This window comes from Cellulomonas sp., from assembly GCF_017744555.1.
Lineage (GTDB): Bacteria > Actinomycetota > Actinomycetes > Actinomycetales > Cellulomonadaceae > Cellulomonas.
This window is the reverse complement of record NZ_JAGIBD010000057.1, coordinates 1-9,031: the sequence shown is the minus strand read 5'-3', so window position 1 is coordinate 9,031 and position 9,031 is coordinate 1. Positions and strand designations below refer to the sequence as shown.

Below are 9,031 nucleotides of genomic sequence, written 5' to 3'. Positions count from 1 at the left end.
GACTTCGCCTGAGCGACGGGCGTCGCCGCCGGCGCGGACGGCGGGGGCGCGACGGCCGGCGCGGCTGGCTGGACGGGCGCGGCCTGCTGGACGGGCGCCGGCTGCGCGACCTGCTGCGGCGCGGCCTGCGAGGGCGGCGTGTCGGCGGCCATGAGCGCGGCGTTGCCGGCGGGGGAGTAGGTGATCCGCCAGAACTTGCGCGACCGCTTGTCGTCGGGGTCCTCGCGGTGCGTGAAGGTCACCGTGAGGGTGCCGCCCACCTCGAGGCCGGGCGCGCCGGCTGCGCGGATCGCGTCGCGGACGTCGGCCTTGAGGTAGCGGCCCTCGATGTAGAACCGGCGGGTGCCGTCGTCGTCCTCGATGGACGGGTCGCGCAGGTCGGTGGCGAGGTCGACGTACACGGCCATGATCGGGTCGCCCGAGGGGTAGGTCTTGGGGTCGCCGCCGCCGGGCTTGTCCTTGACGTACTCGCGCTCCTGGTAGGCCTGGGGCGGGGCTGCGACGCGGCCGACGAGGGTGTCGCCGGGGTGGAGGAACTTGGCGGTGGGGGCGCCGCCACCGCCCATGAGGATGTCGTTGGCGTTCGGCGTCGTGGTCATCTTCTGCGTCTCCTTGGTGGGTGCCGTCAGGCGGCGGTGCTGGGGATGAGGCCGTCGAGCTCGCGGCCCGGCGGGTGGTGCCCGGGGGCGGTGTGCCCGGCGGGACGGTCGGGGTACCTGCCGCAGTCGTGGCAGTCGGGGTGTCGCGGCAGGCTGCTGATCCACGCGCGCACGGCCGCCTCGCCGAGAGCGGACAGCGCGGTGAGGTTCGCGTGGAGCCGGTTCGCGCGGGTGAGGGCCTGGTGCGCGAGTGCGGGGTCGAACGGGGCGGTCCACCACACGGCGTCGTCGAGGCTGACGGCGTTGCGCGGCAGGTAGGCGATGGCGACGTGGTCGACCTGCTGGCCGGCGTTGACGAACCCGAGGCCGTACAGGTTGACCTGGGTGCGGTAGACCGGGGACGGGCCGCTGCGCTTGGCGGTGCGCAGGGTGGTGACGCCGACGACCTTGAAGTCGATGACGGTGCCGGTGACGGTGTCGAACAGGTCGCAGGACCCGGTGATCGCGGTGCCGCCGATGCGCCCGACGGTGACGCGGTGCTCGGACAGCCACCGCAGCCCGGTGGTGTGCGCCGCGTTGCGGTCTCCCTCGTGGGCCATGACGATCTGCGAGAGGCCGTCGTGCACGCACGTGCCGATGTACGGCAGCCACGGCACGCCGTCGTCGGTGCGGGCCCACCCGGCGAGCTTCGCGGCTAGGCAGTGGTCGCAGGGGGTGCCGATCTCCGAGGGGCCGATGCGCTTCTGCAGGGACCGCGGCTGGTGGGTGATCGCGTGCTCGACCATGCTGCGGACCTCGCGCAGCGCGGCGGCGGGGTCGCCGCCGGCGTACGGCTGGTGCCGTGGCGGCAGGGTGCGGAAGTCGTACTTGGGATCCAGGTCGTCAGCCACGGTCGCCTCCGTCGGTGGCATCGTCGGCGTCGACGACGACCGGGTGCGGGTCGGTCAGGTCGGCGGGGATGACGACGACGGCCTCAGGCCGGAGCGGGTCGAACGCAGCCGCGGGGATCCGCAGGGTGACCTTCACGACCACGACAACGGGCCGCGGCGCGCGTGGGCGCTTCGTCGTCGTGCCGACGACGGCGGCGGCCCGCGCGGGGCCGGTGCCGCGCCCCTCGGGCGACCACGCGCGGTCGCGCGGCTCGACCTGCAGGTAGACGGGCACGTCGATGGTGGGGGTGCTCATCACGCACCGCCGTTCGCTGCGCGCTCGTCGTGCTCGCGGTCCGGGTCCGCCTCGTCTGCGGGCGGCGTGAGGTCGAGCAGGGCGCCGCCCTCGGCCAGCAGCGTGTGCGCCAGGGAGTGCAGCATCGTGCCGAGCTGACGGACGGCCGAGCGCGAGTCGGGGCCGACCCCGAGGTTCGTCGTGACGTCCCAGCGCACGGTGGGCGTGTCGGTGGCCTCGTCCTCGACGATGTACGTCGCGACGATGCCGCGCTCGCCGGGCTCCGCGGCGATGTCGCCCGTGCGCACGTGCAGGTGCGCGGCGACCAGGAGCCCGTTCACGGCAGGCGCCCGTCGAGCTCGCGCACGGCCTCGGCGAGCGCGAGCGTCGCCCACGCCTGGACCTCCGCGAGGAGACGTGCCCGCGTCTCCGGCGCGACGCCGGCGGCCACCGCGTGCTCTGCGACGGAGCGCGCGTGCTGCAGGGCGTCCATCACCGCACCTCCACGACGGGCGTGCCCTCGTCGTACACGGACGCCGCGTCGAGCACGGCCGGCGCGACCTGCTCCTTGATCGCGGCCGTGTCAGGCTTCACCTCGGTCCGGTACAGGCCCGGCCACGTCTCGGTCGGGAACGCCGCGACGAACCTGGTCGCGTTCAGGCGCCGCGCGCCGCGCTTCACGGTGACGCGCGTCGCACCGAGCGGCGTCGTCGCGCCCGCGGGGAGCCTGCGGCGCAGGATCGCCTCGATCTCCTTGGCCCGTTCGGTCTCGGCGGCGATCGTCTCCTTGCGCTTGGTCAGCTCGAGGGCGAGCTGGTCGAGCTCGAACAGGTCGTCGTCGGTCAGGGCGACGTCGGGGATGTCGGGCACGGTCGTGCTCCTTCTGCTGGGTGGTCGGATGCTGCGGGAGGGGGTGTCACTCGTCAGGCCGCGAGCCCGTGGCTCCTGCGGCCGCGGCGGTCGGCGTTGTGCCCGGCGCGCAGGTCGTCGGTCTCGACGGCCTTGAGCGCGGCGATCAGGTCGTAGCGGCCGGCGCGCTGCAGGGTCCGGTCCAGGACCTTGCGGTCGCGGTAGCCGAGGCGGCGTGCGGCGCCGGTGAGGGACTCGCCCCACCGGGCCATCCACTCGCAGTCCTCGACGACCGCCTCGGCCCGGGTCTGCCGGCTGCGGGCGCTCATCGGGCACCGCCGTGGGCCGCCAGGTACGCCTGCACGACGGCCTTCGGGACACGGCCCGTCGTCGTGCACTCCACGCCGTGCTCGACGGCCCAGCGGCGCACCGCCTTCGGGTCCAGGCCGAGCGCCGCCGCACCGGGCGGCACCGCGGCGGATTTCGCGAGCCCGGCGCGCAGCTTCGCGGCCTCCCGCTCGAGCTCGGCCAGGCGTGCGCGGATGCGCTGCTGCTCGGCGGCGCGCTGCGCCTTCTCCTTCGCTCGGCGCGCGGCCTCCGCCGCGGCGGCCTTCCGGTCCTCGGCCTCGTGGTCGACGACCTCGCGCAGCCGCACCAGGTCCGCACCGATGCGCTTGCCGAGGGCGCGGGTGCGAGCCTTCGTGGACTTCTCGGCGCGGGCCAGGAGCCGCACGGTGTCGTCGGTCGCGGGCTCGACCGCGGGGGCCGGCCGCGGGGCCGGACGCGCCGTGGAGGGCTGGTCGAGGCGGTCGACGACGTCGTCGAGGACCGCGTCCAGGTCGGGGCTGGTGGTGCTCATGAGGTTGCTTCCTCCTGTCGGGTCGATGCGGACGGGCTGGACCACACGACGCGCTGCGGCATGCCGTGGCGGCGCTGCAGCCGCTGCCGGTCGGACTCGCTGGTCCCGCCCCACACGCCGGCGACGGCGTGCGTGAGGGCGTACGCCGCGCACGGCCGCAGCAGCGGGCACGTCGCGCACACCGCCTTCGCCTTCGCCAGCCCGGCGGCGTCGGACGGGTTGGGGAAGAACAGCTCGGGGTCGGAGTCGCGGCACGCCTGGGTGCCGTCGAGCTCGGGGAACGCGACGAGCACCGTGCTCATCGGGTCACCGCCAGGTCCCCGCGCTGGTGCTGCACGCGGTGGTACCGGGCCTGCTCGTCGGCGATGACGCGCAACGGCGCGTCGTACGTCCACGGGCAGTGCCGGCAGTCGGCGCGCAGCGTGCCGTCGTCGAGCTTGCGCACGGGCACCCGCGGGCGCGCGATCGCCTGCACGTGCTGCGTGTGCTCGACGGTCGCGGTGCGTCGCGCGACCACGAGCTCCGCGCTCATGTGGGTGCCACCGACCCACCCGCACGAGCACGACGGGGTCACTTCGTGCTGCCGCCGCGGTGCGGTGACGACGTCGAGGCGCAACGTGTGCGTCGCCGCGCTCACCGGGCACCCCCGAGCGCAGCCGGGCGCACGTCCTTGGACCGCACCGCGACCCAGCCCTTGTGCGTTCGCACGACGACGGGCAGTCCGCGGTCGGGCTTCTCGGTCAGCAGCGCACCGAACTCGGCGGCGGACGCGTCCATCGGGCGCAGCCACCACGTGCCGACCTCGGGGCCCTCCGAGGAGACGTGCCACCTCCCGGGCAGCCGCCACAGCGTGACCGTGGACCCGGGCGCCGGCTGCGCGCCGCGGGGTGCGTCGTACATCGCGCGCTCCTCGGGCGTCAGCTTCATGAGGAGGTCCCCGTCGGCCTGACGTGTCGTGCGGCCCATCACCGACCACCGTCCCGGCGTGCACGCTCGTCGCGGACGAGGCGGTGCAGCTGCACGCCGACGCCGGTACCGGCGATCGCGGCGACGACCAGCCACCACGGGTCGATGCCCTCAGCGCGCTCGACCTGCGCCGTCGGGCCCGACCCGGTCGTCGGCGTAGCCGTCGGGGGCGTGTTCGCGGGCGTCGAGGTCGACGGCTGCGCGGTCGGCGACCCAGGCGATGCAGTCGGGGTGCCGGCAGGCGTGGACGTCGGGGTGGGTGTGCTCGTCCACGTCTGCTCCTGGCTGCGTGCGGTCGGGTCCGCGTCGAGAGCGCGCGCCGCGCCCGCGCCGGCGAGCGCGCCGACGGCCACGACCACGTGAGCGACCAGCGCGAGACCGACGCCGCATGCGCGGGCGTAGGCGGCGTCGCGCTCGGCGGACCAGGTCGGCTCCTTGAGGCTCCGCGCGAGGATGAGGTCGAGGTTCACCGCTGCTCCCCGTCGTCGACGACGAGCGCGCGGGCGAGGAGCGCGACGAGCGGCGGGTACGCGGGCGTCGTCGACGTCTGCGCGAGGTTCGCGGCCCGGTTGGCCTCGTGCTCGACCTCGGCGGCGATCGCCGCGGCGTGCTCGAGCACGTCGACGAACTCGGCGACCTCGACGACGCCGCCGAGCGTCGTCAGGGTCTCGGTGCCGTCGAGGGCGCGCGCGGTCGCCTCGAGCACGTCGGACAGGGCGCGGTTCATCGCGCACCGCCCGCGCGGCGGGCGAGCTCGGTGCGCGCGTTCGCGAGGAGGACCGGGTGGGCGAGGTGCTCGACGCTCGGCGTGGTCGCCGTCGTGGGGCGCGACTCGATCGTCGCGTCGACCATCGCCAGCAGGTCGCCGTCGGCCGAGGCGACGTCGACCGCGGCGTCGCGCGCTGCGCGGGAGCGCTCGACGGTCACGGCCTCGGCGTGCATGCGCTCGTACACCGCCATGACGCGCAGCACGCTGTCGTGCGGGTCGAGGCGCGCGACCATGCGGGTCAGGCGCTCCTCGGCCATCGCGACGACGGCGTCCGGGGTGGGCGCGGCGAGGGTGGTGGCGGTGCTCATGCGGTCACCGCCGCGTGGTCGGTGGTCCCGTGCACGGTCACGTTGGTGATCGGGACGGCGAGGGAGAAGACCCCGCCGCGCCAGTTGAGGAAGACCGGCACGAGCCCGACGGCGGACTGCGGGTCGGCGGCGAAGTCGCGCAGCGTGAGCACGAGCTCCTGGACGTCGCCGCGCTGGAAGCCGAGCAGGCGCCAGGGCGTGGTGCCGGTCGGGTCGTCGCCCGCCTCGGCCGTGCCGCGGCCCCGGGTGCAGTCGCCCGTCGCCACGTCGACGTGGAACGGGTACGGCAGCGGCTCCCGGACGTCGTAGTCGAGACCCATGCCGGGCTGTCCGGGCTGGATGGTGACGACGGTGCTCATGCGACGTCCGCCGTCTCGGGTGTGAGCGGCGCCGGGGTGGACGTCGCATCGTTCGCGGCTGCCTCGGCAAGTGCGGCGGCGAGCAGTTCGCCGGCTCGTCGGATCGCCTCGTCACGGGTGGGGCGTGGGGTGTCCATCGGTAGACTCCTTCTCGATCGTGTGTCGATCGACGTCGGCCGGTTCTCGTTGGCGCGGGGCCGGCCTTCGTCGTGCTGTCAGGGCTTGCTGCGGGCCGGCACGACTTCGACGAAGTCGTCGAGGGAGAGGCCGAGACGCAGGCGCAGGCCCGCGATGAGCGCATCGCCGGGGGCTTTCCGGCCAGAGAAGCCGCGGACGACGGTGGCGCGGCCGACCCCGATCTCCTGGGCCAGCTGCTCCTGGGTCCGTACGCCGTGCGAGGCCATCGCGGCCCTGAGGACGTCAGTCCTGAGACGCAGCGTTGCGGGCGGGAGAGCGGTCATGAGGTGAGCATGTATCAAAGTTGATAGAAGAGCAACCGCTAGATGTCGAAAATGACACTCACGGAGCGGTCTGGCGGGTGCCTACGCGCAGGTCAGCGCCCTTGACGTCTAGACAACGGATCAGATTTGATCCTACGATCGGGCTCGTGCCTACTGATCTGATGTCGTACCTGCGTCGCTACCGCCCGGGGCTGACCCGCGAGGAGGCCGCCCTCGTCTGCGGCGTGTCCATCGCGACCCTCTCGCGGCGCCTGCGCGAGGGTCTCGACGCCGACGAGGTGCTGCGAGCCGCGCGGGCGATCGGCGCGCCGCCCGTCGAGGCTCTGGTCGAGCTCGGACTCCTCGCCACCTCGGAAGTCGACGAGGCGACGCAGGCGACCTCTGTCGAGAGCGCGCCGGACCGGGTCCTGCTCGAGGAGCTCCTCGAGCGCGCGCGCGAGCGCGACGCCGTCGACGCGGCCGACCGCGACGAGGCGGGGCTCCCGCCTGCCCCGCCGGCGCGGTTCGTGCCGCGCGTCGTCCCCGAGGCGGTCGTGTCAGACCTCCACGAGACGATCGCCGACGCCGCGGACGATGCGGCCGACTGGGAACACGAGGACGAGGAGCGCGAGCGCGACTGATGATGGACGACCTGCTGCAGCTCGCTGACGACGTCGGGGTGCACGTGACGTGGCGCGACCTCGGCCGCCGCCGCGGCGAGTACCGCCACGGCCCCCGCCTCATCACGCTCAACCCGCGCATGTCCGGTGTGCTGCAGCGCTCCACGCTCGCCCACGAGCTGGGGCACCACCACCACGGCGACACCTGGACGGACGACCCCGCGCTGCTCGACACCCGCGAACGCCGCGCCGACGCCTACGCCGCCGAGCTGCTCATCAGCCCCGCCGAGTACGCGCTCGCCGAACGCCTCGTCGGCCCCCACCCCGGCGCGATCGCACGCGAGCTCAACGTCGCTCGCTACGTCGTCGACGCCTGGCGCGCGACCCGGCTCGCCACCGTCCCCGCGCAGCGGCGGTCGGCGTGACCCGCCGTCTCGCGGCCGTCCCCGAGACACCGCCGCGCGCGGTGCTGTACCTGCGCCAGTCCACCCACCGCGAGGAGTCCATCAGCCTCGAGCTGCAGGAGCGCGCCGGCCGCGAGCACTGCGCGCGGCACGGCTACGTTGTCGTCGACGTGCTCGCCGACCCCGGCATCTCCGGCCGCACCTGGAAGCGTCCCGCCGTCCAGCGAGCCCTGACGATGCTGGAGCAGCACGACGCCGACGTCGTCGTGCTCTGGCGCTGGTCTCGTCTCTCGCGCTCGCGCAAAGACTGGGCGTTGGCCGTCGACCGCGCCGACGTCGCGGGTGGCCGAATCGAGTCCGCCACGGAGCCCAACGACGTCACCGCAGCAGGCCGCTTCGCCCGCGGGGTCATGACCGAGCTCGCAGCCTTCGAGTCCGAGCGGATCGGCGAGCAGTGGAAGGACGTCCACGCGCGCCGCATCGACGCGGGTCTGCCCGTCAACGGACGTGCACGGTTCGGCTACCAGGTCGTCGACGGGCAGTTCGTCCCCGACCCCGACACGGCGCCCGTGCTGGTCGACCTGTACCGGCGGTACCTCGACGGCGACGGCCTCGTCGCGCTCACGCGCCACCTGCGCGAAGTGGGCCAGGTCTCTCCCTACTCCGGCAAGCCCTACACCCACCGCGGCATCGCGACGCTCCTTGACAGCGGCTTCGGCGCAGGGCTGCTGCAGGTCCATGGCGAGCACGTCGCCGGCGCCCACGACGCCGTGATCGATGAGACCACATGGCGCCGCTACCTACGTGAGCGGTCCCGACGCGCCACCGTCCCACCGCGGCTGCGCGGCATCGCGGTCTCGCCGTTGTCCGGGGTGGCGCGGTGCACCGCGTGCGGCTCCCGCCTGGCGCTGCAGCGTCGGCAGCGCGGATCGGACCGCATGCGGTGCTCCACGCTGGAGTGCAGCGCGCGCGTCTCGGTCATGGCGAGCCGCGTCGAGGACGTCGTGCTCGCGTGGCTCCCGACGGTTGCCGACCAGGTCGCGGCCGAGGCCGTGCGCACCGCGCGCACTCCGGATGTCACCGCGGCACGCCGGCGGGCCGAGGTCGTGTCGGCAGACGCGAGCGCGGCGCTCACGCGGCTGACGTTGGCGCACGCGCGGGGGCTCGTCCCCGAGGACTCGTACACGGCGGCGCGCGACGAGCTGGTCGCCGAGCAGACGCGCGCCCGCGCGACGCTCGACGACCTCGCCGAGACGGCCAAGGTCGTCGACGGCGCGGAGGCCGCGGCCTCGGCCCTGCTCGAGGGCTGGGACCGTCTGCCGTCCGCGCGGGTGTCTGCGATCCTGCGCGAGCTGGTCACCGTCTGGGTGACGAAGAACCCTGCGGGTGGCTGCGACGTGGTCGCCCGCGGTACCTGGGAGGAGTGATCTTTGCTCACCGTCGCGACGGTCAACGTCAACGGGATCCGCGCCGCGTTCCGGCGGGGCATGGGGGAATGGCTCGACGTCCGCAAGCCGGACGTCCTGCTGCTGCAGGAGGTGCGTGGCAGCGACGAGATCCTCGCCGACCACCTCTCGCCCGACGAGTGGCACCTCGCGCACGAGGCCGGCCACGCCAAGGGACGGGCGGGCGTCGCGATCGCGACGCGGCTGCCCATGAGCGCGGTGCGGATCGGGCTCGGCACGGGTGTCACC

Annotated in this window: 21 protein-coding genes; 4 read left to right on the top strand and 17 right to left on the bottom strand. The window is 74.3% G+C overall.

From position 1 onward, the window contains the following. From J7523_RS19510 to J7523_RS19430, 17 genes are all read right to left on the bottom strand, one after another. On the bottom strand, nucleotides 1-599 hold a 599-nt coding region (locus J7523_RS19510), incomplete at its 3' end, for a hypothetical protein (RefSeq protein WP_291890340.1). Between the two features lie 26 nt (nucleotides 600-625). Next, nucleotides 626-1,489, bottom strand: coding sequence for a hypothetical protein (locus J7523_RS19505; protein WP_291890339.1), 864 nt, complete (start codon nucleotides 1,487-1,489; stop codon nucleotides 626-628). Beyond that, nucleotides 1,482-1,784: a hypothetical protein gene (locus J7523_RS19500; RefSeq protein ID WP_291890337.1), complete on the bottom strand. Its 303-nt coding sequence runs from the start codon at nucleotides 1,782-1,784 to the stop codon at nucleotides 1,482-1,484. The genes J7523_RS19505 and J7523_RS19500 overlap by 8 nt, the downstream gene beginning before the upstream one ends. Next, on the bottom strand, nucleotides 1,784-2,104 hold the full coding sequence (locus J7523_RS19495) for a hypothetical protein (RefSeq protein WP_291890336.1): 321 nt from the start codon (nucleotides 2,102-2,104) through the stop codon (nucleotides 1,784-1,786). The genes J7523_RS19500 and J7523_RS19495 overlap by 1 nt, the downstream gene beginning before the upstream one ends. Then, the gene (locus J7523_RS19490; RefSeq protein ID WP_291890334.1) at nucleotides 2,101-2,256 is read right to left on the bottom strand and encodes a hypothetical protein; all 156 of its coding nucleotides are present in this window, start codon (nucleotides 2,254-2,256) and stop codon (nucleotides 2,101-2,103) included. Before J7523_RS19490 ends, J7523_RS19495 begins: the two co-directional genes overlap by 4 nt. Then, on the bottom strand, nucleotides 2,256-2,633 hold the full coding sequence (locus J7523_RS19485; RefSeq protein ID WP_291890333.1) for a hypothetical protein: 378 nt from the start codon (nucleotides 2,631-2,633) through the stop codon (nucleotides 2,256-2,258). Before J7523_RS19485 ends, J7523_RS19490 begins: the two co-directional genes overlap by 1 nt. A gap of 53 nt (nucleotides 2,634-2,686) precedes the next feature. Continuing rightward, nucleotides 2,687-2,941, bottom strand: coding sequence for a hypothetical protein (locus J7523_RS19480; RefSeq protein WP_291890331.1), 255 nt, complete (start codon nucleotides 2,939-2,941; stop codon nucleotides 2,687-2,689). Further along, nucleotides 2,938-3,471, bottom strand: coding sequence for a histone-like nucleoid-structuring protein Lsr2 (locus J7523_RS19475; protein WP_291890329.1), 534 nt, complete (start codon nucleotides 3,469-3,471; stop codon nucleotides 2,938-2,940). The genes J7523_RS19480 and J7523_RS19475 overlap by 4 nt, the downstream gene beginning before the upstream one ends. Next, nucleotides 3,468-3,773 carry a WhiB family transcriptional regulator gene (locus tag J7523_RS19470; RefSeq protein ID WP_291890327.1) on the bottom strand — a complete coding sequence of 102 codons (306 nt, stop codon included), beginning with the start codon at nucleotides 3,771-3,773 and terminating at the stop codon, nucleotides 3,468-3,470. The genes J7523_RS19475 and J7523_RS19470 overlap by 4 nt, the downstream gene beginning before the upstream one ends. Beyond that, nucleotides 3,770-4,108 (bottom strand): hypothetical protein, encoded by a 339-nt coding sequence (locus J7523_RS19465; RefSeq protein ID WP_291890325.1) that lies wholly within the window; start codon nucleotides 4,106-4,108, stop codon nucleotides 3,770-3,772. Before J7523_RS19465 ends, J7523_RS19470 begins: the two co-directional genes overlap by 4 nt. Then, on the bottom strand, nucleotides 4,105-4,437 hold the full coding sequence (locus tag J7523_RS19460; protein ID WP_291890323.1) for a hypothetical protein: 333 nt from the start codon (nucleotides 4,435-4,437) through the stop codon (nucleotides 4,105-4,107). The genes J7523_RS19465 and J7523_RS19460 overlap by 4 nt, the downstream gene beginning before the upstream one ends. Then, nucleotides 4,437-4,907: a hypothetical protein gene (locus J7523_RS19455; protein ID WP_291890321.1), complete on the bottom strand. Its 471-nt coding sequence runs from the start codon at nucleotides 4,905-4,907 to the stop codon at nucleotides 4,437-4,439. The genes J7523_RS19460 and J7523_RS19455 overlap by 1 nt, the downstream gene beginning before the upstream one ends. Next, nucleotides 4,904-5,164, bottom strand: a complete 261-nt coding sequence (locus J7523_RS19450) for a hypothetical protein (RefSeq protein ID WP_291890319.1) — start codon at nucleotides 5,162-5,164, stop codon at nucleotides 4,904-4,906. Before J7523_RS19450 ends, J7523_RS19455 begins: the two co-directional genes overlap by 4 nt. Beyond that, nucleotides 5,161-5,514, bottom strand: a complete 354-nt coding sequence (locus tag J7523_RS19445; RefSeq protein WP_291890317.1) for a hypothetical protein — start codon at nucleotides 5,512-5,514, stop codon at nucleotides 5,161-5,163. Before J7523_RS19445 ends, J7523_RS19450 begins: the two co-directional genes overlap by 4 nt. Continuing rightward, nucleotides 5,511-5,873, bottom strand: coding sequence for a hypothetical protein (locus J7523_RS19440; RefSeq protein ID WP_291890315.1), 363 nt, complete (start codon nucleotides 5,871-5,873; stop codon nucleotides 5,511-5,513). The genes J7523_RS19445 and J7523_RS19440 overlap by 4 nt, the downstream gene beginning before the upstream one ends. After that, entirely contained in the window at nucleotides 5,870-6,010 is a 141-nt protein-coding gene (locus J7523_RS19435; protein ID WP_291890314.1) for a hypothetical protein, read from the bottom strand. The genes J7523_RS19440 and J7523_RS19435 overlap by 4 nt, the downstream gene beginning before the upstream one ends. A 78-nt stretch (nucleotides 6,011-6,088) precedes the next feature. After that, nucleotides 6,089-6,334, bottom strand: coding sequence for a helix-turn-helix transcriptional regulator (locus J7523_RS19430; RefSeq protein ID WP_291890313.1), 246 nt, complete (start codon nucleotides 6,332-6,334; stop codon nucleotides 6,089-6,091). Nucleotides 6,335-6,480: 146 nt separating this feature from the next. On the opposite strand from J7523_RS19430, the gene J7523_RS19425 reads away from it, so the two are divergent. The 4 genes from J7523_RS19425 to J7523_RS19410 all read left to right on the top strand — a co-directional run. Further along, nucleotides 6,481-6,954: a hypothetical protein gene (locus J7523_RS19425; RefSeq protein WP_291890311.1), complete on the top strand. Its 474-nt coding sequence runs from the start codon at nucleotides 6,481-6,483 to the stop codon at nucleotides 6,952-6,954. Next, nucleotides 6,954-7,358: an ImmA/IrrE family metallo-endopeptidase gene (locus J7523_RS19420; RefSeq protein WP_291890310.1), complete on the top strand. Its 405-nt coding sequence runs from the start codon at nucleotides 6,954-6,956 to the stop codon at nucleotides 7,356-7,358. The genes J7523_RS19425 and J7523_RS19420 overlap by 1 nt, the downstream gene beginning before the upstream one ends. Then, a complete protein-coding gene (locus J7523_RS19415; protein WP_291890309.1) occupies nucleotides 7,355-8,764 on the top strand; it encodes a recombinase family protein in 1,410 nt (469 codons plus the stop codon). The genes J7523_RS19420 and J7523_RS19415 overlap by 4 nt, the downstream gene beginning before the upstream one ends. A 3-nt stretch (nucleotides 8,765-8,767) precedes the next feature. Further along, on the top strand, nucleotides 8,768-9,031 hold a 264-nt coding region (locus J7523_RS19410; RefSeq protein WP_291890307.1), incomplete at its 3' end, for an endonuclease/exonuclease/phosphatase family protein.

Coding starts and splice junctions, on each gene's coding strand:
- J7523_RS19450 (WP_291890319.1), bottom strand. CDS start 5,164: ATGAACCGCGCCCTGTCCGACGTGCTCGAGGCGACCGCGCGCGCCCTC.
- J7523_RS19460 (WP_291890323.1), bottom strand. CDS start 4,437: ATGGGCCGCACGACACGTCAGGCCGACGGGGACCTCCTCATGAAGCTG.
- J7523_RS19480 (WP_291890331.1), bottom strand. CDS start 2,941: ATGAGCGCCCGCAGCCGGCAGACCCGGGCCGAGGCGGTCGTCGAGGAC.
- J7523_RS19435 (WP_291890314.1), bottom strand. CDS start 6,010: ATGGACACCCCACGCCCCACCCGTGACGAGGCGATCCGACGAGCCGGC.
- J7523_RS19490 (WP_291890334.1), bottom strand. CDS start 2,256: ATGGACGCCCTGCAGCACGCGCGCTCCGTCGCAGAGCACGCGGTGGCC.
- J7523_RS19440 (WP_291890315.1), bottom strand. CDS start 5,873: ATGAGCACCGTCGTCACCATCCAGCCCGGACAGCCCGGCATGGGTCTC.
- J7523_RS19500 (WP_291890337.1), bottom strand. CDS start 1,784: ATGAGCACCCCCACCATCGACGTGCCCGTCTACCTGCAGGTCGAGCCG.
- J7523_RS19475 (WP_291890329.1), bottom strand. CDS start 3,471: ATGAGCACCACCAGCCCCGACCTGGACGCGGTCCTCGACGACGTCGTC.
- J7523_RS19420 (WP_291890310.1), top strand. CDS start 6,954: ATGATGGACGACCTGCTGCAGCTCGCTGACGACGTCGGGGTGCACGTG.
- J7523_RS19430 (WP_291890313.1), bottom strand. CDS start 6,334: ATGACCGCTCTCCCGCCCGCAACGCTGCGTCTCAGGACTGACGTCCTC.
- J7523_RS19470 (WP_291890327.1), bottom strand. CDS start 3,773: ATGAGCACGGTGCTCGTCGCGTTCCCCGAGCTCGACGGCACCCAGGCG.
- J7523_RS19445 (WP_291890317.1), bottom strand. CDS start 5,514: ATGAGCACCGCCACCACCCTCGCCGCGCCCACCCCGGACGCCGTCGTC.